General features: G+C 70.4%; 18 protein-coding genes. 13 read left to right on the forward strand and 5 right to left on the reverse strand.

The window, feature by feature from the left end; genetic code table 11:
• The first annotated feature begins 79 nt into the window (after window positions 1-79).
• The 13 genes from nuoE to OO014_RS04435 are packed head-to-tail and all read left to right on the forward strand — an operon-like array spanning window position 80 to window position 16,852.
• A complete protein-coding gene (nuoE, locus tag OO014_RS04375; RefSeq protein WP_272461057.1) occupies window positions 80-844 on the forward strand; it encodes an NADH-quinone oxidoreductase subunit NuoE in 765 nt (254 codons plus the stop codon).
• Window positions 841-2,172 carry an NADH-quinone oxidoreductase subunit NuoF gene (gene nuoF / locus OO014_RS04380; protein WP_272461058.1) on the forward strand — a complete coding sequence of 444 codons (1,332 nt, stop codon included), beginning with the start codon at window positions 841-843 and terminating at the stop codon, window positions 2,170-2,172. Before nuoE ends, nuoF begins: the two co-directional genes overlap by 4 nt.
• Entirely contained in the window at window positions 2,169-4,667 is a 2,499-nt protein-coding gene (locus tag OO014_RS04385) for an NADH-quinone oxidoreductase subunit G (RefSeq protein ID WP_272461059.1), read from the forward strand. The genes nuoF and OO014_RS04385 overlap by 4 nt, the downstream gene beginning before the upstream one ends.
• Window positions 4,664-6,109, forward strand: a complete 1,446-nt coding sequence (gene nuoH, locus OO014_RS04390) for an NADH-quinone oxidoreductase subunit NuoH (protein WP_272461060.1) — start codon at window positions 4,664-4,666, stop codon at window positions 6,107-6,109. The genes OO014_RS04385 and nuoH overlap by 4 nt, the downstream gene beginning before the upstream one ends.
• Window positions 6,102-6,854 carry an NADH-quinone oxidoreductase subunit NuoI gene (nuoI, locus tag OO014_RS04395; RefSeq protein WP_272461061.1) on the forward strand — a complete coding sequence of 251 codons (753 nt, stop codon included), beginning with the start codon at window positions 6,102-6,104 and terminating at the stop codon, window positions 6,852-6,854. The genes nuoH and nuoI overlap by 8 nt, the downstream gene beginning before the upstream one ends.
• Window positions 6,851-7,705 (forward strand): NADH-quinone oxidoreductase subunit J, encoded by an 855-nt coding sequence (locus OO014_RS04400; RefSeq protein WP_272461062.1) that lies wholly within the window; start codon window positions 6,851-6,853, stop codon window positions 7,703-7,705. The genes nuoI and OO014_RS04400 overlap by 4 nt, the downstream gene beginning before the upstream one ends.
• A complete protein-coding gene (gene nuoK / locus OO014_RS04405; RefSeq protein WP_272461063.1) occupies window positions 7,702-8,001 on the forward strand; it encodes an NADH-quinone oxidoreductase subunit NuoK in 300 nt (99 codons plus the stop codon). Before OO014_RS04400 ends, nuoK begins: the two co-directional genes overlap by 4 nt.
• A 26-nt stretch (window positions 8,002-8,027) precedes the next feature.
• Window positions 8,028-9,998 carry an NADH-quinone oxidoreductase subunit L gene (gene nuoL, locus OO014_RS04410; protein WP_272461064.1) on the forward strand — a complete coding sequence of 657 codons (1,971 nt, stop codon included), beginning with the start codon at window positions 8,028-8,030 and terminating at the stop codon, window positions 9,996-9,998.
• Window positions 9,998-11,617 (forward strand): NADH-quinone oxidoreductase subunit M, encoded by a 1,620-nt coding sequence (locus OO014_RS04415; RefSeq protein ID WP_272461065.1) that lies wholly within the window; start codon window positions 9,998-10,000, stop codon window positions 11,615-11,617. Before nuoL ends, OO014_RS04415 begins: the two co-directional genes overlap by 1 nt.
• Entirely contained in the window at window positions 11,614-13,287 is a 1,674-nt protein-coding gene (gene nuoN / locus OO014_RS04420) for an NADH-quinone oxidoreductase subunit NuoN (protein ID WP_272461066.1), read from the forward strand. The genes OO014_RS04415 and nuoN overlap by 4 nt, the downstream gene beginning before the upstream one ends.
• 38 nt (window positions 13,288-13,325) lie before the next feature.
• Window positions 13,326-14,336: a polyprenyl synthetase family protein gene (locus OO014_RS04425; RefSeq protein ID WP_272461067.1), complete on the forward strand. Its 1,011-nt coding sequence runs from the start codon at window positions 13,326-13,328 to the stop codon at window positions 14,334-14,336.
• A gap of 19 nt (window positions 14,337-14,355) precedes the next feature.
• Window positions 14,356-15,528, forward strand: coding sequence for an alanine racemase (locus tag OO014_RS04430; RefSeq protein ID WP_272461068.1), 1,173 nt, complete (start codon window positions 14,356-14,358; stop codon window positions 15,526-15,528).
• Window positions 15,488-16,852: a D-arabinono-1,4-lactone oxidase gene (locus tag OO014_RS04435; RefSeq protein WP_272461069.1), complete on the forward strand. Its 1,365-nt coding sequence runs from the start codon at window positions 15,488-15,490 to the stop codon at window positions 16,850-16,852. Before OO014_RS04430 ends, OO014_RS04435 begins: the two co-directional genes overlap by 41 nt.
• A 145-nt stretch (window positions 16,853-16,997) precedes the next feature.
• Here OO014_RS04435 and OO014_RS04440 read toward each other — a convergent pair whose 3' ends face one another.
• The 5 genes from OO014_RS04440 to rarD all read right to left on the reverse strand — a co-directional run.
• A complete protein-coding gene (locus OO014_RS04440; RefSeq protein ID WP_272461070.1) occupies window positions 16,998-18,416 on the reverse strand; it encodes a class II fumarate hydratase in 1,419 nt (472 codons plus the stop codon).
• Between the two features lie 8 nt (window positions 18,417-18,424).
• On the reverse strand, window positions 18,425-19,621 hold the full coding sequence (locus tag OO014_RS04445) for an acetate/propionate family kinase (RefSeq protein WP_272461071.1): 1,197 nt from the start codon (window positions 19,619-19,621) through the stop codon (window positions 18,425-18,427).
• Window positions 19,618-21,690: a phosphate acetyltransferase gene (pta, locus tag OO014_RS04450; protein WP_272461072.1), complete on the reverse strand. Its 2,073-nt coding sequence runs from the start codon at window positions 21,688-21,690 to the stop codon at window positions 19,618-19,620. The genes OO014_RS04445 and pta overlap by 4 nt, the downstream gene beginning before the upstream one ends.
• An 81-nt stretch (window positions 21,691-21,771) precedes the next feature.
• Window positions 21,772-23,283 carry an MFS transporter gene (locus OO014_RS04455; protein ID WP_272461073.1) on the reverse strand — a complete coding sequence of 504 codons (1,512 nt, stop codon included), beginning with the start codon at window positions 23,281-23,283 and terminating at the stop codon, window positions 21,772-21,774.
• A 70-nt stretch (window positions 23,284-23,353) separates the two neighbouring features.
• The coding region (gene rarD, locus OO014_RS04460; RefSeq protein ID WP_272461074.1) for an EamA family transporter RarD at window positions 23,354-24,298 on the reverse strand (945 nt) is incomplete at its 5' end.

Consider the following 24,298-nt stretch of genomic DNA (forward strand, 5'->3'; position numbering starts at 1 on the left):
GCGCGACAGAGCGCGAGGATCGCAGCGAGCTCCAGCGAGCGAGGACCGGAACGCTCGTCGTCGTGCGAAAGGACAACTCATGAGCGGCAACGACACGTCCCACGCCTCCGGGCACCTGCACCTGCGCCCGGAGTCGAAGGAGCCCTACGCCCCGGACGTCCTCGAGCAGCTGCGCACCGACGCGGCCGAGGTCATCGCCCGCTATCCCCAGAAGCGGTCCGCGTTGCTTCCGCTGCTCCACCTGGTTCAGTCGGTCGACGGCTACGTCACCGGCCGCGGCGTGTCGCTGTGCGCCGAGCTGCTCGACCTCACCGAGGCCGAGGTCAGCGGCGTCGCGACCTTCTACACGCAGTTCAAGCGGCACCCCAACGGTGAATACACCGTCGGCGTCTGCACCAACACGCTGTGCGCCATCATGGGCGGCGACCAGATCTTCGACACGGTCGCCGAGCACCTCGGCATCGGGCACGACGAGACGACCGCCGACGGCAAGATCACGCTCGAGCGCGTCGAGTGCAACGCCGCCTGCGACTACGCCCCGGTCGTCATGACCAACTGGGAGTTCTTCGACAACCAGACGCCGGAGAGCACCGTGCAGCTCGTCGACGACCTGCGGGCGGGCAAGGAGGTCCGGCCGACGCGCGGTCCCGACCGGGTCTGCACGTTCAAGCAGGTCTCGCGCGTCCTCGCCGGCTTCCACGACGGGCTCGCCGACCAGGGCCCGGGCGCCGGGCCCGCTTCGTTGCTCGGCCTGCGGATCGCCAAGGACAACGGCTGGACCGCTCCCGCCGGCGAGAGCGACTCCACCGCGGCGCCGACCGACGGGACGGAGGGCTCGAAGTGACTGACACGCTGACCCCGATCCTCACCAAGTTCTGGGACGCCCCGCAGTCCTGGACCCTGGCCACCTACGAGCAGCACGACGGCTACCGCGCGCTGCGCAAGGCGCTCGACATGGCGCCCGCCGACGTCCTGGGCGCCGTCAAGGACTCGAGCATCCGGGGCCGTGGTGGCGCCGGCTTCCCGACCGGCATGAAGTGGTCGTTCATGAGCCCGCCCGACGGCGGCCCTCGCTACCTCGTCGTCAACGCCGACGAGTCCGAGCCGGGGACGTGCAAGGACATCCCGCTCATGATGGCCAACCCGCACGCGCTGATCGAGGGCGTCATCATCAGCTCCTACGCCATCGGCTGCGAGCACGCCTTCATCTACCTGCGTGGCGAGGTCGTCCACGTCTACCGCCGCCTGCTGCGAGCGGTCGAGGAGGCCCGTGCGGCGGGCTACCTCGGTGACAACGTCGGTGGCAAGGGTGTCAAGGTCAACATCACCGTCCACGCCGGCGCCGGCGCCTACATCTGCGGTGAGGAGACGGCGCTGCTCGACTCGCTCGAGGGCCGCCGCGGCCAGCCGCGTCTCAAGCCGCCGTTCCCCGGAGCCGCCGGCCTCTACGCCCGCCCGACGTCGGTCAACAACGTCGAGTCGATCGCCTCGGTGCCGGGGATCATCCTCGAGGGACCGGACTGGTTCAAGGGGATGGGCACCGAGAAGTCGACCGGTTTCGGCATCTTCAGCCTCTCCGGCCACGTCGCCAACCCGGGCCAGTTCGAGGCCCCGCTCGGCATCACCATGCGTGAGCTCATCGAGCTCGCGGGCGGGATGCGCCAGGGACACAAGCTGAAGTTCTGGACGCCCGGTGGCTCCTCGACGCCGATCTTCACCGAGGAGCACCTCGACGTGCCGCTCGACTTCGACTCGGTCGCCGCGGCCGGCTCGATGCTCGGCACCCGCGCGCTGCAGGTCTTCGACGAGACGGTCTCCGTCGTCCGCGCCGTGTCGCGCTGGACGGACTTCTACGCCCACGAGTCCTGCGGCAAGTGCACGCCCTGTCGCGAGGGCACCTGGTGGCTGCGCCAGATCATGAACCGCATCGAGAACGGCCAGGGCACGCAGGACGACATCGACAAGCTCGTCGACATCTGCGACAACATCCTCGGCCGCAGCTTCTGCGCCCTCGGGGACGCGGCGACCAGCCCGATCACCTCGGCCGTCAAGTACTTCCGCGAGGAGTTCGAGGCAGGCATGCACACGCCCGCCCACGTGCTCTTCCCGCCGGAGAAGTCGGTCCTCTTCGACGTCCAGACCAAGGAGACCAGCGGGATGGTGACCGCATGACCGCCACCTCGACCAACGCCGCCGCGAGCGGCGCGGCAGCCCCGGCCAACCCCGATCTCGTAGACCTGACGATCGACGGGGTCGACGTCAGCGTTCCCAAGGGGACCCTCGTCATCCGGGCTGCCGAGACGATCGGCATCGAGATCCCGCGTTTCTGCGACCACCCGCTCCTCGAGCCCGTCGGCGCGTGCCGGCAGTGCCTCGTGGACGTCGCCCTCCCGGACAAGGAGGGCGTCCCGCGCGCCATGCCCAAGCCGCAGGCGTCGTGCACGATGACGGTGTCGGCCGGCATGGTCGTCAACACGCAGCACAGCTCGCCGGTGGCCGACAAGGCCCAGCAGGGCGTCATGGAGCTGCTGCTCATCAACCACCCGCTCGACTGCCCGGTCTGCGACAAGGGTGGCGAGTGCCCCCTGCAGAACCAGGCGATGAGCAACGGCCGGGCCGTGTCCCGCTTCGAGGACGTCAAGCGGACCTACCCGAAGCCGATCAACATCTCCTCGCAGGTCCTGCTCGACCGCGAGCGGTGCGTGCTCTGTGCCCGCTGCACCCGGTTCTCCGACCAGATCGCCGGCGACCCGTTCATCGCTCTCGTCGAGCGCGGTGCTCTCCAGCAGGTCGGCATCTACGAGGAGCAGCCGTTCGAGAGCTACTTCTCGGGCAACACCGTCCAGATCTGTCCGGTCGGCGCGCTGACCGGCGCCGCCTACCGCTTCCGCAGCCGGCCGTTCGACCTCGTGTCGACGCCGTCCGTCTGTGAGCACTGCGCGAGCGGCTGCGCCATCCGCACGGACCACCGGCGCGGCGTCGTGCTGCGCCGGATGGCCCTGCGCGACCCGGATGTCAACGAGGAGTGGAACTGCGACAAGGGTCGCTGGGCCTTCACCTACGCGACGCAGCCGGACCGCATCGAGTTCCCGATGGTGCGTCAGCCCAACGGTGAGCTCAAGGCCGTCGGCTGGCCCGAGGCCCTCGCGGCCGCTGCGGCCGGTCTCTCCGGGGCCCGGGCCGGCGTGCTCGTCGGTGGCCGCGTGTCCACTGAGGACGCCTACGCCTACGGCAAGTTCGCCCGGGTCGTGCTCGGCACCAACGACGTCGACTTCCGCTCGCGGCCGCACTCGGCCGAGGAGGTCGCCTTCCTCGCCCAGCACGTCGCGGCCACCGGCCCCGAGGGCGGGTCCGTGACCTACGCCGACCTCGAGAAGGCCGGCACGGTCCTCCTCGTCGGGTTCGAGCCCGAGGACGAGAGCCCGATCGTCTTCCTGCGGCTGCGCAAGGCGTTCCGCCGCAACAAGACCAAGGTGTATGCCGCTGGGCCGGCTCCCACGCGCGGGCTCGCCAAGATGGGTGGCTCGCTCATCCCGACGGTGCCCGGCCAGGAGGCCAACGTCCTGCGCGACCTCCGCAGCACCGAGCTGGGCAGCGCGGCCAGGGACGGCCTCGCCGAAGGCGGAGTCATCCTCGTCGGCGAGCGGGCGGCCACGTCGCCCGGGGCCCTCGCAGCCGCAGCCCAGCTCGCGGCCGAGACGGGTGCCCGGCTGGCCTGGGTGCCGCGCCGCGCCGGTGAGCGTGGGGCCCTCGAGGCAGGCGCCCTCGGGGCGCTGCTGCCCGGCGGGCGTCCGACGGCCGACGCCGCCGCGCGCGCCGAGGTCGCCTCGGCCTGGGAGGTCGGCTCCCTGCCCGACGCCCCGGCGCGCGACACCGCAGCCATCATCGCCGCAGCCGCGGCGGGCGACCTGGATGCTCTCGTCGTCGGTGGGATCGACCCCGCCGACCTCGGCCTGTCCGACACCCGCAACGCGCTCGAGAAGGCCTTCGTCGTCTCCCTGGAGATCCGCGAGTCCGCGGTGACCCAGCTCGCCGACGTCGTGCTGCCCGTCGCGCCGCAGGCCGAGAAGGTGGGCTCCTACGTCAACTGGGAGGGCCGGGTCCGGCCCTTCGAGAAGGCCCTCGCGAGCAACCACGTCAGCGACCACCGCGCCCTCGACATGCTGGCCAGCGAGCTCGGCCACTTCCTCGAGACGCGCACCACGGACCAGGTCCACGCCCAGTTCGCGGCGCTCGGCCCCTGGTCCGGCGACCGCGGCGTGGCTGCCTCCGGCCAGGCCGCAGCCGCGCCGGCCGTCGGCGACGGTCTCGGCGACCACGTCCTCGCCACCTGGCCGACGCTGCTCGACCAGGGCCGGATGCAGGACGGGGAGCCCTTCCTCGCCGGCACCGCGCAGGCCCCCGCGGCTCGACTGTCGCCCACGTCGGCCGAGCGCCTCGGCGTGGTCGACGGTGGCCCGGTCACCGTCACCGGCCCCCGCGGCAGCGTCACGGTGCCCGCCCTCGTCACCGCCGGCATGGTCGACGGCGTCGTGTGGCTGCCGACCAACTCCCGGGGCGTCTCGGTGCGAGCCGGGCTCGGCTCCGATGCCGGGCGCCGGGTCGCCGTGACCGCTGGCGCCGCAGCCTCTGACCCCGCCACCCACGCAAAGGACGGTGTCGCATGACACTCAGCCCAGCGGCATACGGCCTCGTCTCGGCGCTGCCCGCGACGGAGAACCCGGCGGCCGACTTCAGCGACACGCCGCTCTGGCTGTCGCTGATCAAGGCCGTCCTGATCTTCGTCTACCTGCTCCTGTCGACCCTGGTCGTCATCTGGTTCGAGCGGCGCATCATCGGCCGGATGCAGCAGCGTCCCGGCCCCAACCGCAACGGCCCCTTCGGCCTGCTGCAGACCCTCGCCGACGGCATGAAGTCCATGCTCAAGGAGGACATCGCGCCGGCCAACGCCGAGAAGGTCATCTACCGGGCGGCCGCGATCCTCATGGCGACCGTGGCGTTCGTGTCGTTCTCGATCATCCCGATCGGCGGGGTCGTGTCCCTCTTCGGCCACGAGACGCCGCTGCAGCTGACCGACGTGCCGGTGGCCGTGCTCCTCGTGCTCGCCGTCGCCTCCGTCGGCGCCTACGGCGTCGTCCTCGCGGGCTGGAGCTCGGGCTCGACCTACCCGCTCCTCGGCGGGCTGCGCTCCACCGCGCAGATCATCTCCTACGAGATCGCGATGGGCCTCTCGCTCGTCGCCGTATTCCTCTACAGCGGCTCGATGTCGACCTCCCAGATCGTCTCGGCCCAGAGCTCGCTCTGGTACATCCTGCCCGCGTTCTTCAGCTTCGTCGTCTACGTCATCACGATGGTCGGCGAGACCAACCGTCTCCCGTTCGACCTCGCCGAGGGCGAGGGCGAGCTCGTCGGTGGCTTCCACACCGAGTACTCCGCGATGACCTTCGCGATGTTCTACCTCGGCGAGTACATCAACATGTTCACCGTCTCGGCGCTGGCCACGACGATGTTCCTCGGCGGCCCGGCGGCACCCCCGCTGATCTCGATGATCGGCGACGGCATGCTGACCGGCGGCTGGTGGGGCCTGCTCTGGTTCACGATGAAGATGTGGTTCTTCATGTGGTTCTTCGTGTGGCTGCGCGGCACGCTGCCCCGCGTCCGCTACGACCAGTTCATGCGCTTCGGCTGGAAGTTCCTCATCCCGATCACCCTCGCCTGGGTCGTCGCCGTCGCCTTCATCCGGGGCGCCCAGCTCGGCTTCCTCGGTGACGACAGCGTCACCATCGCCGGCCTCGTCTTCAACCGGGCGACGCTCATCCTGATCAGCGTCGTCGCCGTGCTCGCCCTGGTCGTCACGTGGATCTGGGGCGACCGGGTCGACGCCAAGCAGGCCGCCGCCGAGACGGCTCCACCCGAGGAGATCGACCCGTTCGCCGACGGCTACCCCGTGCCCCCGCTGCCTGGGCAGCGACTGCGCGAGCCGGCCCGGCCCGACCGCGTCCTCGCGGGCTCGGCCTCCCGAGGCACGACGGTGCAGGGCTCGGCCTCCGACCCCACCGCTCCCAGCTCGACCGACGGCATCGCCGGCAAGGAGGAGACCCATGGCTGACGACAACGTCAGCAAGGACCGCGGCAGGAAGCGCAAGAGCGCCCTCGCCGAGATGTTCGCGCCCGTCGCGGGCTTCGGTGTGTCGTTCTCGACGATGTTCCGGAAGGTGGCGACCGAGGAGTACCCCGAGAAGCCACGTCCCACCCAGCCGCGCTTCCACGGGCGTCACCAGCTCAACCGGCACCCCGACGGACTGGAGAAGTGCGTCGGCTGCGAGCTGTGCGCCTGGGCCTGCCCGGCTGACGCCATCCTCGTCGAGGGCGCCGACAACGACGACACCCCGGTCGAGCTCGGCGGCAAGGGCCGGTTCAGCCCCGGCGAGCGCTACGGCCGCGTCTACCAGATCAACTACCTGCGGTGCATCTTCTGCGGGCTCTGCATCGAGGCCTGCCCGACCCGGGCGCTCACGATGACGAACTTCTACGAGCTCGCCGACAACGACCGCGGCAAGCTGATCTTCACCAAGGACCAGCTGCTGGCCCCGCTCCAGGAGGGCATGCTCCCGCCGCCGTTCCCCATGGCCGACGGCATGGAGGAGCGCGACTACTACCAGGGCAAGGTCACCGGTCCCACGACGGCCCAGCGTGGCTACGTCGAGGCCCGTGACGCGCGGGTGGCCGTGGACGAGAGTCCGCTGGCCCACAACGAGCCCGGCAACCTCGCCGCGAGCGTGCCGGGCGAGCACGACGTGGTCCACACGACGGCGCCGACGGCGGCGCAGACCCGGGAAGGGGCCAACCCGTGACCTCCGGCACCGAATCCGCCTTCTTCTGGGTCCTGGCCCCGCTGGCCGTGCTCGCGGCGTTGGCCCTCGTGTTCGCGCGCAAGGCGGTCCACGCCGCCATCGGGATGGCCATCACGATGACCGTCCTCGGCGTCTTCTACCTGATGCAGAAGGCCGACTTCCTCGGGACCGTCCAGGTGTTCGTCTACACCGGGGCCGTGATGATGCTCTTCCTCTTCGTCATCATGCTCGTCGGCGTCGACTCGTCCGACTCCCTCGTCGAGACGATCAAGGGGCACCGCTGGTCGTCCGCGATTCTCGCCGTCGGCCTCGTCGGACTGCTCTCCTCGACGATCGGCTCGGCCACGTTCGACGAGGGCGCCGTCCAGGCCGGGATCGAGCGCCTCGAGGCGAGCAACGCCCAGACCGGCAACATCACCGGGATGGCGGAGCTGATCTTCGGCCAGTACGTCTGGATCTTCGAGATCACCTCGGCCCTGCTGATCACCGCTGCGCTGGCCGCGATGGTCCTCGCGCACCGTGAGCGCATCGCCCCCAAGCTGACCCAGGCCGAGTGGGCGGCGCGCCGCGTCCGCGACAACGAGTTCGTCGCCGGCCTGCCGGCCCCCGGTGTCTACGCCCGGCACAACGCCGTCGACACGCCGGCCCTGCTCCCGGACGGCACGCCGAGCGACAAGTCGGTCTCCCGGGTCCTCGTGGCCCGCGAGCAGGTGGCCCGGCCCGACGAGTTCCTCGACGTCGAGCGCCACATCCTCCGGTCGGCCCACGGTGAAGAGCTGCCGGGCCGCGCCGCCGGCCCCGGCGCCGCGGACGACTCCGCCACGACTGCCGAGAAGGGGGCGGACCAGTGAGCCCGTTGAACTACATCTACCTGTCCATCGTGCTCTTCTCGATCGGCACGGCCACGGTCCTGATGCGCCGCAACGCGATCATCGTCTTCATGGGCGTCGAGCTGATGCTCAACGCGGCGAACCTCGCGCTCGTGACGTTCTCCCGGATCCACGGGGGCCTCGACGGGCAGGTCATGGCGCTATTCGTCATGGTCGTCGCCGCCGCTGAGGTCGTCGTCGGACTCGCGATCATCATGGCGATCTTCCGGGCCCGCCGGTCGGCTTCCGTCGACGACGCCAACCTGCTGAAGCTGTAAGGGAGCCTCACTCGATGTCACTAGGCATGGGAAACCTTCTCCAAGCCCCCAGCGGCGCCGGCACGTATGCCGCTGGCCTGGCGGCGCACTCGGGCGAGGCACACGCCGCCACCGGGATCACCTCGGCCGCGTGGCTGCTCATCGCGCTGCCGCTCCTCGGCGCTGCGGTGCTCCTCCTCGGCGGTCGCCGCACCAACGGCTTCGGCCCGGTGCTCGCGACGGCGCTGTCCTGGGGCTCGTTCGTGGTCGGCGCCCTGGTCTTCATCCAGATGCTCGGGCTCGACGCGGAGGAGCGGCACGCCAACGTGCCGATGTTCGACTTCGTCACCGCCGGGTCGTTCTCCGTCGACGCTGCGCTCCTCGTGGACCAGCTGTCCATCGCGTTCGTCCTGCTGATCACCTTCGTCGGTTCGCTGATCCACGTGTACTCGCTCGGGTACATGGAGCACGACCCCGACAAGCGGCGCTTCTTCGCCTACCTCAACCTCTTCGTTGCGGCGATGCTTCTGCTCGTCCTCGCCGACAACTACCTGCTCCTCTACGTCGGCTGGGAAGGCGTCGGTCTGGCGTCCTACCTGCTCATCGGCTTCTGGAACTGGAACCCCGCCTACGCCACCGCCGCCAACAAGGCGTTCGTGGCCAACCGGGTCGGTGACTTCGGTCTGTCCGTCGCCGTGATGATCATGTTCTTCCACTTCGGCGCGGTCGACTTCAGCACCGTCCTCGGGGCGGCCGGCAACGAGGCCAACCAAGGCTTCATGACGGCCCTCGGCCTGATGCTGCTGCTCGGCGCGACCGGTAAGTCGGCGCAGTTCCCGCTGCAGAGCTGGCTCGGCGACGCCATGGCGGGTCCCACGCCGGTGTCCGCCCTGATCCACGCGGCAACGATGGTCACCGCCGGCGTCTACCTCGTCGTCCGGTCCGGCCCGATCTTCGAGGCGTCGCCCGACGCGCAGCTCGCCGTCGTCATCGTCGGCGCGATCACCCTGCTCTTCGGGGCGATCGTCGGCACGGCCAAGGACGACATCAAGAAGGCGCTCGCGGCCTCGACGATGTCGCAGATCGGCTACATGATGCTCGCGGCGGGTCTTGGCCCGGTCGGCTACGCCTTCGCGATCTTCCACCTGCTGACGCACGGCTTCTTCAAGGCCGGGATGTTCCTCGGTGCCGGGTCAGTGATGCACGGCATGAACGACCAGGTCGACATGCGCCGGTTCGGCGGGCTCTCCGGGATCATGAAGATCACGTGGGCGACCTTCGCGCTCGGCTGGCTCGCCATCATCGGTGTGCCCCCGTTCTCCGGCTTCTGGTCGAAGGACAAGGTCATCGAGGCGGCCTTCATCGGCGAGGGTTGGCGGCCCTGGGTCTTCGGCGGCGCGGCGCTCATCGGCGCCGGGATCACGGCGTTCTACATGTCGCGCCTGTTCTTCATGACCTTCCACGGCAAGAAGCGCTGGACCGAGGACGTCCACCCGCACGAGTCCGGGCTGCTCATGACGGTCCCGATGATGGTGCTGGCCGTCGGCTCGGCCTTCCTCGGCCTGATCATCGGCCCGACGGGACTGTTCACGTCGTGGCTCGAGCCGGTCACCGGCGGCCACGGCGACGAGCACCCGGTCCTCGCAGTGCCCGTCATCATGGCGCTGACGCTGATCCTCGTCGCTGGTGGCGTCGCCCTCGCCTGGATGCGCTACTGGCGGGACGAGGTGCCCGTCGTGGCACCGGCCGGCAACCTGCTCACGCAGGCTGCGCGCAACGACCTCTACCAGGACCAGGTCAACGAGGCCCTCCTCATGCGACCCGGCATCCACCTGACCCGCTCGCTCGTCTTCATCGACGGCAAGGGTGTCGACGGTGGCGCCGGTGGCCTCGCGGCCCTGGTCGGCGGCACGTCGTCGCGCCTGCGCAGGCTGCAGAACGGCTTCGCGCGCTCCTATGCCCTGACGATGCTCACCGGTGTCGTCGCCATCCTCGGTGCACTGTGGGTGATCTCCTGATGAACGAAACCACTGCGATGTCCAGCATCCCGTGGCTGTCCATCCTTGTCCTCCTCCCGCTCGTGGGGTCGCTCGTCGTGGCGTTCGCGCCGGGGACGGTGGAGAACGCCAAGCGCATTGCGCTCGGCACCTCGCTGGTCACCCTCGTGGTCGGCATCGTGGCGGCACTCCAGTACGACAGCGCGTCGACGAAGCAGTTCCAGCTCGGTGAGTACGTCGAGTGGATCCCCCAGTTCGGGGTCAGCTACGCCCTGGGGGTGGACGGGATCGCTCTCGTCCTCATCCTCATGGCGCTCGTTCTCACGCCGATCTGCCTGCTCGCCGCGTGGCACGACGTCCCCGAGGAGGCGGACGCCGGCGGCGCCCGCCGGGTCAAGGGCTACTTCGCCCTCCTGCTCTCCCTGGAGACCTTCATGGTCGGGGTGTTCGCGGCGACGGACGTGTTCCTCTTCTACGTCTTCTTCGAGGCGATGCTCATCCCGGTGTACTTCCTGATCGGCCGCTTCGGTGGCCCGCGTCGCCAGTACGCCGCGATGAAGTTCCTCCTCTTCTCGCTCGCTGGCGGGCTGATCATGCTCGTCGCGGTCATCGCGGTCTACCTGCAGGGTCCCGGAGGAGCCGACGGCTTCCTCGTCAGCAACCTCACCGGGCTCACCCTCGACCCCACGACCGAGCGGCTGCTCTTCGTCGGATTCTTCATCGCCTTCGCGGTCAAGGCCCCGATGGTGCCGGTGCACACCTGGCTGCCGGATGCGGCGACCGAGTCGACGCCTGCCACCGCGACCCTCCTCGTCGGCGTCCTCGACAAGGTCGGAACCTTCGGCATGATCCGGTTCTGCCTCCAGATGTTCCCCAACGCGAGCGAGTGGGCGACGCCCGTGGTGGTCGCGCTGGCGGTCATCTCGGTGCTCTACGGGGCGCTGCTCGCCATCGGCCAGACCGACATGATGCGCCTGATCTCCTACACGTCGGTGAGCCACTTCGGCTTCATCGTCCTGGGCATCTTCGCCTTCACCGATGTCGCCGGAGCGGGCTCGTCGCTCTACATGCTCAACCACGGGTTCTCGACGGCCGCGCTCTTCCTCTTCGCAGCGATGCTCATCCGGCGCGGCGGGAGCAAGCGGATCGCCGACTACGGCGGGTGGCAGCGGGTCACCCCCGGTCTGGCCGGGATCTTCCTCGTCGCCAGCCTCTCCGGTCTGGCCCTGCCGGGACTGGCCAGCTTCGTCTCGGAGTTCCTCGTCTACGTGGGGACCTTCCCGACGCAGCCAGTCGCGGCAGTCGTCGCCACGGGTGGCATCATCCTGGCCGCGCTCTACATGCTGCTCCTCTACAAGCGCGTCATGACCGGCCCCAAGCCGGAGTCGCTGGCCAGCGACCCGGCCGCGGTCGACGACCGCTGGCGCCGATCCTCCGGCGGCACCGTGATCGCCGACCTGTCCCTGCGCGAGAAGGCGGTGGCGGCCCCGCTCATCGCCGCGTTCCTCGTCCTCGGCTTCTTCCCGAACCTCGCCCTGGGCGTCATCAACCCGGCCGTCAAGACGTCGCTGTCCCACGTCTCGACCGCCGACACGTCACCATCCGCGGCAGGCGCCGCGGCTGAAGGGAGCTCGAAGTGACCGCCGTCGCTGCGCTCACGGCGCCGTCCGCGTCCTCTGCCCTGCTGCCCACGGCCTTCGAGCCGGCCCAGGTCGACTACCTCGCCGTCCTGCCGTTCCTCGTGGTCTTCGGTGCCGCGGTCATCGCCGTGCTCATCGAGGCCTTCGCGCCCCGCGAGCGTCGCCACGTCGTCCAGGCGACCCTGAGCGTCGTCGCACTGCTGGCCGCCTTCGCGGCGGTCATCGTCGCGGTCGACCACCAGGGCTACACGATGGGCATCGCCGACAGTGCGACCGGGCGACCGCTCTTCGCCCTGTCCATCGACGGGCCGGCCCTGTTCATGCAGGGCGCCATCATCCTCATGGGTGTCCTCGGCGTCCTGACGATGGCGGAGCGACTCGGTGGGGTGGGACCTGACGCCTTCACCCCGAGCGGTGCCTCGACGCCCGGCTCTCCCGTGGAGAGCGCGGCGACCCGGGCGGGTGCGGTGACGACAGAGGTCTTCCCGCTGACCCTCTTCGCCATCGCCGGCATGATGCTCTTCCCGACGGCGAACGACCTCATCGGCATGTTCGTCGCCCTCGAGGTCCTGTCGCTCCCGCTCTACATCCTCACCGGCCTGGCCCGACGCCGGCGCCTGCTCTCGCAGGAGGCGTCGCTGAAGTACTTCCTGCTCGGGGCGTTCAGCTCGGCGTTCTTCCTCTTCGGCACGGCCCTGCTCTACGGCTACGCCGGCTCGGTGTACTTCGCCGACCTCAGCGCCGCCATCGCCTCGGGTCCGTTGGCGATGAACGGCCTGCTCGTTCCGGGCGCGTTCCTCGTCCTCGTCGGGTTGCTCTTCAAGGTCGGCGCGGTGCCGTTCCATGCCTGGACGCCTGACGTCTACCAGGGCGCCCCGACTCCGGTGACGGGCTTCATGGCCGCCGCCACCAAGGCCGCCGCGTTCGGCGCGATCCTCCGACTCGCCTACGTCGGGCTCGACACGGCACGGTGGGAGTGGACCAACGCGGTCGTCATCATCGCCTTCCTGACGATGGTCGTCGGTGCGGTGCTCTCGGTCACCCAGACCGACATCAAGCGGCTGCTCGCCTACTCCTCGATCGCGCACGCCGGCTTCATCCTCGTCGGCGTCCTCGCGTTCGACCGCAAGGGCATCAGCGCGGTGCTCTTCTACCTCGTGGCCTACGGTTTCGCGACCATCGCTGCCTTCGCCATCGTCAACCTGGTCCGGCAGAACGGCGCCGAGGCGACACACCTGTCGCAGTGGGCCGGGCTCGGCAAGCGTCACCCGGTGGTGGCCGGCGCCTTCGCGTTCCTCATGCTCGCGTTCGCCGGCATCCCGCTCACGTCCGGCTTCGTGTCGAAGTTCGCGGTGTTCTCCGCGGCGATCGGCACCGGGGGAGCGACCGGCACCGTGCTGGCCGTCGTCGGTGTCGTCTGCTCGGCGATCACCGTCTTCGTCTACGCCCGGATCATCGTCCTCATGTTCTTCAGTGAGCCGCCGAGCGAGTCAGTTGCCACCGGTGCCGCGGCCACGTCGGTCGGCGGTCCGGGGCCGGTCGCCGTCGTGACTCCGTCGGTCGGGACGACGTTCGCCATCGCGGTCGGCACGATGATCACGCTGGCTCTCGGGGTCCTGCCGTCGGCTCTGCTCGACCTCGCTGACCGGGCCTCGCAGTTCGTCCGCTGATCGAGTCACGACAGCTCAACCCGACACCCAGGAACCACATGACCTCGCACGCCACGCCGCCGGTCCTCACCGTTCCCGGAGCGACGCCCGAACTCATGGCGCACCTCCAGGACGGTCTGGCTCGGGTCGACGCCCTCCTCCGGGAGGTCGTCGACCACGAGGACCCCTTCATCGCGGGGGCCTCGGCGCACTTGGCCGCGGCGGGTGGCAAGCGCTTCCGGCCGTTGCTGACGCTCTTGTCGGCAGAGCTCGGCGACGGCATCACCGACGAGGTCGTCCGGGCGGCAGCCGGGGTGGAGCTCACGCACCTCGCGTCGCTCTACCACGACGACGTGATGGACGAGGCGGAGGTTCGCCGAGGCGTGCCGTCGGCCAATGCCGTCTACGACAACTCGACGGCGATCCTCGTCGGGGACCTGCTCTTCGGCAAGGCCTCCGAGCTGATTGCCGGCCTTGGGGCCGAGGCGGTCCTCATCCAGGCCCAGACCTTCGTCCGGCTCTGCTCCGGCCAGATCCGCGACGACCGGCCCTGTCCGCCTGGCGTGGACCCGATCGAGTACTACCTGGCGGCGCTCGCGGACAAGACCGGCTCGCTGACGGCCACCGCATGCCGCTACGGCGCCATGTTCAGTGGCGGTTCAGCAGACGTCGTGGAGACGATGCGCGCCTATGGCGAGCGGGTCGGCATGGCGTTCCAGCTGGCCGACGACCTCATCGACATCGCGTCGGACTCCGATGCGAGTGGCAAGACCCCCGGCACCGACCTGCGCGAAGGGGTCGACACCCTCGCCGTCCTGCGTGCCAAGGGCTCGACCGACCCCGCGGATGCGCGCCTCCTCGAGCTGCTCGGCTCGGACCTGTCGGACGACGAGGCCGGGGTGACCGAGGCGCTCGGGCTGCTGCGACAGCACCCTGCTCTCGAGGCGGCTCGGGAGGAGACCTACGGCGTGGCCCGGGAGGCGCAGCGTCTCCTCGACCCCCTGCCCGACCGTCCCGCCAAGGCGGCGCTCCAGACACTCGCCCTGTCTGTCGTGGAGCGCGTGGGCTGACTCTCGGTAGGGTGCGGTCATGAGCCGTCGCCCGTCCCTCGCGGTGGCCGACCGCCTGTCCCACGCGACGCGACACCTGCCGGCTCCGCTGGCGGTCGTCGACCTCACCGCGTTCGACCACAACGCCGCGACCCTGGTCGGGCGCGCCCACGGCAAGCCGGTCCGCGTGGCCACGAAGTCACTGCGCAGTCGCCCGATGATCGAGCGGGCCCTGGCGACCGACGGCTTCGCCGGCCTCATGTGCTACTCGGTGCGCGAGGCCATCTGGTGGGCCGGCGAAGGCAGCCGCGACATCCTCGTCGCCTACCCGAGCGTCGACCTGCCCGCCCTGCGCGAGCTGGCCTCGGACTCCTCGCTCCGCGCGGCCGTCTGCGTCATGGTCGACAGCGTCGAGATCGTCGACCTCATCGCCGGCGGAGTGGGAGCGGACAGCGGGCTGCGGGTGGCCGTCGACGTCGACGCCTCGCTGCGGATCGGTCCAGCGCACCTCGGCGTGCGACGCTCGCCACTCCGGGAGCCCGAGCAGGTCGAGTCCGTCGTCCGTCGGGCGCACGAGCATGGCCTGGTGGTGGCGGGACTGATGTTCTATGACGCACAGATCGCGGGTCTGCCCGACTCGTCGCCGCTCGTCCGCCGCGTGAAGTCCCGCTCCGCCGCCCAGTTGAGCGAACGGCGGGCGGCCGTCACCGATGCGGTTCGACAGCTCGCCGACCTCGAGTTCGTCAACGGCGGGGGCACGGGCAGCCTGCACGTGACCGGGCTGGACCCGACCCTCACCGAGCTGGCGGCCGGTTCCGGCCTCTATGCCCCGACCCTGTTCGACGGCTACGACGGTCTGGAGCTGACTCCTGCCGCCTTCTTCGCGTGCCCTGTCGTGCGCCGCCCGGCAGAGGACATCGTCACGGTCTACTCGGGTGGCTACGTGGCGTCGGGCCCGGCCGGCTGGTCGCGCGTGCCCACTCCGCTACCCGAGCACGAGCTGCGGCTGCTGCGCACCGAGGGCACGGGAGAGGTCCAGACGCCCCTGCGCGGATCGGCTGCGGCGCGGGTCGGCCTCGGTGATCGGATCTGGTTCCGCCACGCCAAGGCGGGCGAGCTCGCTGAGCGATTCACGCAGCTGGTGCTCGTCGAGGGAGACGAGGTCGTCGGTCATGCTGCGACCTACCGGGGAGAAGGGCAGTGCTTTGGCTGAGACCAAGCGGGAGATCGTCCGGAGCATCGAGTGGTCCAACTGGGCTGGCACGGAGTCGAGCCGGCTGGCCCGCATCGCCACCCCTCGGTCCGAGGAGGAGGTCGCCGAGGAGATCGTCCGCGCCGGCGACCGCGGTCTGCGGGTCAAGGCCATCGGGGCCGGGCACTCCTTCACGGGAGCTGCCGTCACGGACGGGGTCCAGCTGCGGCTCGGCGGCCTGACGGGGGTCACGACGATCGACTCGACCCGGGGCGAGGCGACCGTGCGTGCAGGCACACCCCTGCACGTGCTCAACGACGAGCTCGCCCAGCTCGGTCTGGCGCTGCCCAACCTCGGTGATGTCGACCGGCAGTCGATCGCCGGAGCCCTGGGCACCGGGACCCACGGCACGGGGCTGCGTCTCACCGGCCTCGCGGGTGGGGTGCGCGGCCTGCGCATCGTCCTCGCCGACGGGTCGGTGGTCGACTGCTCACCGCGACGCGAGCCGGAGCTCTTCCAGGCTGCTCGCCTCGGCCTCGGAGCGCTCGGCGTCATCACCGAGGTGACCCTGGCGGTCGTCCCCGCGTTCCTGCTGCACGCGGTCGAGCGGCCCGAGCCGCTCGCCGGGGTGCTGGAGGCATTCGACGACGAGGTCGCACGCAACGACCACTTCGAGTTCTACTGGTATCCGCACACCGAGCGGGCGCTCACCAAGCGCAACAACCGGGTCGAGCCCGGCAGCTCGGCACGGCCGCTGCCCCGGTGGCGCGCCTACGTGGACGACGAGCTGTTGAGCAACCGCGCCTACGAGCTGCTCAACCGACTCGTCACCAAGGTGCCTCGCGCGACCAAGCCGGTGAGCGCGGTGGCAGCGCGCGCCCTGACCGCCCGCGAGTACGTCGACGCCTCCCATCGCGTCTTCATCACCGAGCGGGACGTGCGCTTCATGGAGGCCGAGTGGGCCTTCCCCCGGCACGCTCTCGTCGCCGTGCTCCGGGACCTCAAGTCGTGGGTGGACAGCCATGACGAGCTCATCTCGTTCCCCGTCGAGTGCCGCGTCGCCGCTCCGGACGACGTGTGGCTCTCGACCGCCTACGAGCGCGAGAGCTGTTACGTGGCGGTGCACCGCTACCACCGACAGGCCAGGGGTGCCTACTTCGACGCCTTCGAGGCCATCGCGATCGACCACGGCGGCCGGCCTCACTGGGGCAAGCTGCACTCGCGCGGCGCTGCCTTCTTCCGCGAGGCCTACCCGCGCTTCGACGACTTCCTGGCCGTGCGCGACGCGGTCGATCCCGGTCGGCTCTTCAGCAACCCGTATCTCGAGCGCGTCCTCGGCCCCTGACCATCGAAAGAGCCCGCATCGAAAGAGCCCGCATCGAAAGAGCAGTTCGCGACACCCCACCCATCGAAAGAGCAGTTCGCGACACGTCGCGAACTGCTCTTTCGATTGAGGGGGCTGGGGGTGTGCTGCCCTTTGGACCGGAAGGTCAGTCCGAAGGGGGCCTGGTCATCGCCAGGACGTCGAGGGCCTCGTCGAGCTGGGTCTCGGTGAGCGGGCCGTCACGAACGTGCCCGTCCTCGATGACGACCTCGCGAATCGTCTTGCGCTCCTTGACCGCCCGCTTCACCACAGCGGCAGCCGCCTCGTAGCCGATGTAGCGGTTGAGCGGCGTGACGATCGACGGTGAGCTCTCGGCGAGGGTCCGGGCATGCTCGACATCGGCGGTGATGCCGTCGACGCAGCGGTCGGCGAGCAGGCGGCTCGTGGCCGCGAGCAGCCCGATCGACTCGAGGACGTTCTTGGCGAGGACGGGCAACATGACGTTCAGCTCGAAGTTCCCGGCGGCACCGGCCGTGGTGATCGCCACGTCGTTGCCGATGACCTGCGCGCAGGCCATCAGCGTCGCCTCGGGGATGACCGGGTTGACCTTGCCCGGCATGATGCTCGAGCCCGGCTGGAGGTCCGGCAGGTGGATCTCGCCCAAGCCGGTGCGGGGACCCGACGACATCCATCGCAGGTCGTTGCAGATCTTGGTCAGACTGACCGCGACGACCTTGAGCGCACCGGACAGCTCCACCACCGCGTCCTGCGCGGACTGGGCCTCGAAGTGGTTGTCGGCCTCGCGGAACACCTGTCCCGTCGTCGCCGACACCCGCTCGATGACCGCCCGGGCGAAACCGGGCGCGGCGTTGAGGCCGGTCCCAGCCGCGGTGCCGCCCAGCGGCAGCTCCGCCGTCGCCTCCGCCGCATGATCGACGCGGGCGGCGCCCAGCTCGATCTGGCGTCGATAACCGCCGAACTCCTGGCCCAGGGTCACGGGCACCGCGTCCATGAGGTGGGTGCGGCCCGCCTTGACGACGTCCGCGAACTCCGCCTCCTTGCGACCGAGCGCTGCGGCGAGGTGCGTGAGCGCGGGCACGAGGTCGTCGCGGGCAGCGATCGTCGCCGCGATGCGCAGGGCTGACGGGAAGGTGTCGTTGCTCGACTGCCCGTAGTTGACGTGGTCGTTCGGGTGGACGTCGACCCCGGTCGCCATCGGCCCGGTGCTCGCCAGCCGCGCCACGACCTCGTTGACGTTCATGTTGGTCGACGTGCCGGACCCGGTCTGGAAGACGTCGATCGGGAAGTGGGCGTCGTGCCGCCCTTCGGCGACCTCCCGGGCCGCCGCCGCGATTGCCTGCGCCCGGTCGGCATCGAGCACACCCAGCTCGGCGTTGACCTCGGCCGCGGCCGCCTTGAGCCGGGCCAGGGCGTGAACCACGCCGGCGGGGACGGGTTGGCCGCTGATCGGGAAGTTGTCGATCGCCCGCGCCGTCTGCGCCCCGTAGAGGGCATCCGCGGGAACCTGCACCTCTCCCATCGAGTCGTGCTCGGTCCGGAACTCCGTGCCGTTGTCCTCGCTCATGCTGACCATCATGCTCCAGCAGCGACCCCCGCAGCCTCGCGAGCGATCTCGAGCTCCTCCTCGGTGGGGATGACGAGGACGGCGACGCGGCTCGACGCCGTGGAGATGCGGTGTTCCCCGGACATCGCTGCGTCGTTGGCTGCAGCGTCGACCTCGATGCCGAGCAGGTCGTCCAGGCCGTCCAGGCAGGCCCGGCGCAGCATCGGGCTGTGCTCACCCACGCCGGCAGTGAAGGCCACGGCATCGACGCGACCCAGCACAGCGGCATACGCCCCGATGTACTTGCGCAGGCGGTGGGCCACGACGTCGAAGGCCAGCCGGGCGTCACCGTCCCCGGCCACGACCTGCTCCTCGAGCTCACGGAAGTCGTTGCTCCCGGTCAGGCCCTTGAGGCCGCTCTCCTTGTTGAGCGCCCGGTCGTACTCCTCCAGGGACACGCCCGCCCGCGCCAGGTGGGCCGGCAGCGACGGGTCGAGATCGCCCGGACGGGTGCCCATGACGAGGCCCTCGAGCGGCGAGAGGCCCATCGACGTGTCGACGCTCCGGCCGCCGGCGACCGCAGTCGCGCTGGCGCCGTTGCCGAGGTGGAGCACGATGACGTTGGCCGTTTCGACCGGCAGCTCGAGCAGCTCCGCCGCGCGCCGGGACACGTAGGCGTGGGACGTGCCGTGGAAGCCGTAGCGGCGCACCCGGTGCTCGTCCCGCCACTGGCGGCTCACCGCATAGGTGTAGGCGTGAGGCGGCAGCGTCTGGTGGAAGGCCGTGTCGAAGACGGCGACCTGAGGCACGGCGGGGAAGTGGGCGCGGGCCACCCGGATTCCCTCCAGGTTGGCGGGGTTGTGCAGCGGAGCCAGCGGGACGAGCCGCTCGATCGTCGCCTCGACCTCGTCGTCGATCAACGTCGGCGCACTGAACTGTGCACCGCCGTGGACGACCCGGTGGCCGACAGCGGTCAGCTCGAGGCCGGCGAGATCGGGCCCGTGCTGGTGGAACGCGCCGAGGAGCAGGTCGAACGCCGCGCCGTGGTCCGCGCACTCGCCCTCTGTGCGGTGGTGCGCGCCCCCGACCGAGTGCTTCGCGCGGGACGTCGCCTCGCCGATGCGCTCGACGATGCCGCTGGCCAGCGACTCACCCGCGTCGACGTCGATGAGGTCGTACTTCAACGACGACGACCCGGCGTTGACGACGAGGACGAGGCGGCTCACGAGAGACCCTCGGCCTGGATCGCGGTGATGGCGATGGTGTTGACGATGTCCCGCACGAGGGCTCCTCGGGAGAGGTCGTTGACCGGCTTGTTGAGACCCTGGAGCACCGGGCCGATGGCCACGGCGCCGGAGGTCCGCTGCACGGCCTTGTAGGTGTTGTTGCCGGTGTTGAGGTCGGGGAAGACGAACACCGTGGCCCGCCCGGCCACGGGGCTGTCCTTGATCTTGGCGGCCGCCACCGCGGCGTCCACCGCGGCGTCGTACTGGATGGGGCCCTCCACCGACAGCTGCGGCGCCCGTGTCCGCACCAGCTCGGTGGCGGTGCGGACCTTGTCGACGTCGGCGCCGGTTCCGGAGCCACCCGTGGAGTAGGAGAGCATCGCGATGCGCGGCTCGATCCCGAACTGCTGCGCCGTGGCGGCCGAGGAGATGGCGATGTCGGCGAGCTGCTCGGCGGTGGGGTCGGGGATGACGGCGCAGTCGCCGTAGACGAGGACCCGGTCGGCCATGGACATGAGGAAGACGGACGAGACCGTCTTGATGTCAGGCGTCGTCTTGACGACCTCGAGGGCGGGACGGATCGTGTGGGCCGTGGTGTGGATGGCCCCGGACACCATCCCGTCCGCCAGCCCGTCGCGGACCATCATCGTGCCGAAGTAGCTCGGGTCGACGACGATGTCGCGGGCCTGCTCCACGGTGACGCCCTTGTGCGCCCGCAGCGTGGCGTACTCCTCGGCGAAGCGGCTGCGGAGCTCGTCGTCATGGGGGTCGAGCAGCGTGGCGCCCTCGATGTCGAGACCGAGCTGGGCGGCTCGACGACGGATCGCACCGGGGTCGCCGAGGAGGGTGAGCCGGACGACCCGCCGGCGCAGGAGCTGGTCGGCGGCGCGGAGGATCCGGTCCTCCTCGCCCTCGGGCAGGACGATGTGCTTGTCGGCGGCGCGCGCCCGGTCGAGCAGCTGGTGCTCGAACATCAGCGGCGTCACGACATGGCTGGGCACGAGGTTGAGCCGGTCGAGCAGCTCTGCGCCGTCCACGTGCTCGTCGAAGAGGCTGAGCGCGGTCTCGATCTTGCGGGTCGCCGAGCGCGTCATCCGGGGGACCACGGCGGACAGCGTCGCGGCCGTCTGCATGGTGCCGGTGGCGCAGCTGATCACCGGCACGTGGACCTCGAGGCCCTCGACCAGGGTGGTGATCGGGGCCGGCAGGTCGAAGCCGCCGTTGAGGACGATGCCGGAGGGCGTGGGCAGGGTCTGGGAGCGGTGGGCGAGCAGGAGGCCGAGGAGCACGTCGCCGCGGTCGGCGGGTGCGACGGCCACGCAACCCTCGAAGATCCGGTCGAGGACGTTGGGCAGGGTCATGGCGGCCACGACGAGACCGAGGGACTCGCGGTCGAGCAGGTCGTCGTCGCCGTAGAGGTGCTTGCCGTCCACGGCAGCGAGGAGGTCTCGCACGGTGGGGGACTCGAGCACCGGGGCGCTCGGGATGACGTAGGTGGCTGTGTCACCCAGTGCTTCCGCGAGCGCGCTGCGGGTGGCCGGCACGGCGTCGGGGACGGCTCGGTTGGACACCACCGCGAGCACGTGGGCGTGGTTGGCCCGGGCCTCGTCCGCGGCGATCTCCGCCGCGACGCGGACCTGCTCGGGGGTCCGGCCCGTGCTCGAGATGACGAGCACCATCGGGGAGTCCAGGTTGGCCGCGATCTTCGCGTTGTAGGAGAACTCGGTCGGCGACGTGACGTCGGTGTAGTCGGAGCCGATGACGAGCATGGCGTCGAACTGCTCGGCGACAGCGTGGAACCGGTCGACGATGGTGGCCATCGCCCGCTCCGGGTCAGCGTGGACGTCCTCGTAGCCGACGCCCGAGGCATCCTCCGCCGTGAGGCCGGTGTCGAGCCGCGAGAGGAGCAGGTCGAGCACATGGTCGCTCGCGGCGCTCTCGGAGCGCACGATGGGCCGGAAGATCCCGACGCGCTCGACGCGTCGGCTCAGCTGGTCGAGGATGCCGAGGGCCACGGCGGACTTGCCCGACAGCCCTTCCGATGAGGCGAGGTACACGCTGGTGGACACATAGGCAGGCTATCGCCCGCGGGCAGGTGGTCTGACCACATGAGGCCGTTGGGCTGGCTCAGCATGAAAGGGTGGCCAACCTCACTCCGTCTCGGCGGGCTGGCCGGGGCATCCTTCAGACCCTGCGCAGGACCAGCCCACCGGTGCCGTATGCCGCTGGGCTTGCTTGTCGAGCTCCGTGACGTCCGTGCGTGGCTGGGTCTCGTCGGTCCGGTTCGGGTTGCGGATGAGCAGCCACGAGACGACGCCTCCGCCGGTCAGGAGGGCCGCGCAGACCCACATGGCCCTGCCGTAGCCCGTGTCGAACGCGACCGCGCTCTGGTAGTCCGCGCCGCTCAGGCCGACCGCCGCGGGGAGTGCGGCGACCGCCAGCAGGCTCCCTGCGCGGGCCACCGCATTGTTGACCCCGCTCGCGATGCCGGCCCAGCGGTCCGGTGCGGCGGCCAGGACGGTGGCGGTGAGTGGCGCCACGAGGATGCACAGCCCCAGACCGAACACGCTGATGCCGGGCAGGACTGCGGTCCAGTAGGAGTCGCCGGCCCCGACGCCCGTCAGCAGGGCGGCGCCTGCGGCACAGACGAGCGGTCCGACGGCCATCGGCACGCGAGGGCCGATCCTTGTGGCGATCTCGCCGCCCTGGGCAGCGAGAAAGAGCATGAGCACCGTCACCGGCAGGGTGGCGAGCCCGGCCAGGAGGGGGCCGTAGCCGAGGACCGTCTGCAGCTGGAGGGTGAGGAAGAAGAAGACTGCTCCCAGCGCCGCGTAGACGAGCATGGTCATGAGGTTCGCGGCGGTGAACTGGCGCGAGGCGAAGAGGGACGGCTGGACCATCGGGTGCCGGCTGCGAATCTCGACCACGGCGAAGCCGACCGCAGCAGCGACGGCAAGGAGGACCAGCGTCGTCGCGGTGGCGGCGCCGAGGGCCTCGAGCTGGATGAGGGCGTAGGTCAGCAGGGCCAGCGCCAGACTGGCCAGGACGGCGCCCGCGACATCGAACTGTCGGGGCGCCGACGGGTCCCGGGTCTCGGGCACGGCGGTGCGGGCGATCCAGACCGTGACCGCGGCCAGGGGGAGGTTGAGCAGGAACGCCCAACGCCACGAGGCGTACTCGACGAGCCAGCCGCCGACGAACGGACCGGTGGCAGCGGCGATCCCGCCCAGCCCGGACCAGGCGCCGATGGCCTTGGCCCGGTCCTCGGGGCGAAAGACCGACTGGATGATCGAGAGGCTGCCCGGCGTCAGCAACGCGCCGCCGACGCCCTGCAGCAGCCGGGCGGCGATGAGCTGCCCGGCGCTCTGCGACAGCCCACAGGCCAACGAGGCGAGCGCGAACCACACGACGCCGATGACGAAGACCTTGCGCCGTCCGAAGCGGTCGCCGAGCGAGCCACCGAGCAGGATCAGCGACGCCAGGGCGAGGAGGTAGCCGTTGGTGATCCACTGCAGGTCAGCGAGGCTCGCGTCGAGCTCGGCGCCGATCCGCACCAGCGCCACGTTGACGACGGTGCCGTCGAGCAGCGCCATCCCCGACCCGAGCACCGCCGCCGCGATGACGAGCCGCCCGGCGGGGGTCCCCAGCTCGATGCCGGCCACCGACCCACTTTGTCACGCGCCTCATCGAAAGAGCAGTTCGCGACGGCGCGACACAGGGCTCTTTGGACGGTCAGCGGGGGTAGTCGTCGGTGGGGATGGCGGCAGCGGCCCGGCGGCCCCGGCGCAGGGCGAGCACGGAGTCGACACTGAGCACGGCAAGTGCCACCCAGACGATGCCGAAACCGATCCACCGCTCCCTCGACATCAGCTCGTCGAGCAGCAGCACGGCGACCAGGAGCTGCATGAGCGGGGTGATGAACTGGATCAGGCCGATGCTGACCAGCGGGATGCGCCGGGCGGCCGCGGCGAAGAACAGCAAGGGGACGGCGGTGGCGACACCCGAGCCGACGAGCAGCCACGTGTGCAGGGCCCCGTGGTCGCCGAACTCCAGGCCGGTGCGGCTGGACACGACGAGGAGGATGACAACTGCTGCGGGCGCGAGGATGACCGTCTCCAGGGTCAGGCCGTGGACGGCCTGGAGGGAGCCGCCGACCTTCTTCTTCGTGAGGCTGTAGAGGCCGAAGGACATGGCCAGGGCGAGCGCTGCGTAGGGCACCCGACCGCTCGCGACCGCGAGATAGACGCCCGCCCCGAGGCCGATGGCCACGGCGATCCACTGCAGCACGCGGAGTCGCTCGCCGAGCACGAGGACCCCGAGGGCCACGGTGACGAGCGGGTTGAGGAAGTAGCCGAGCGCGGCCTCACTCGTGTGGCCGGCGGTGACGACCGCGACGTAGATCACCCAGTTGGCGGCGATGAGCAGGGCCGCCACCGTGATCCCGGCGAGGAGGCGAGGGCGCCGCAGCACGGGACGGATCCAGTCGACGTCGCGCGTGGCGACGATGAGCAGGACGCAGAAGAGCAGCGTCCAGAGGATGCGGTGCGCCAGGATCTCCCACGCGCTGGCGGGTTTGAGGGCGTCGAAGTAGAGCGGGAAGAGCCCCCAGATGCCGTAGGCAGCAAATGCGAGGGCGGTCCCGCGGCCCAGTTCGCCCTGGGGCGCGCCGACGACGTG

The sequence above is a fragment of the Intrasporangium calvum genome (assembly GCF_028446585.1).
Lineage (GTDB): Bacteria > Actinomycetota > Actinomycetes > Actinomycetales > Dermatophilaceae > Intrasporangium > Intrasporangium calvum_A.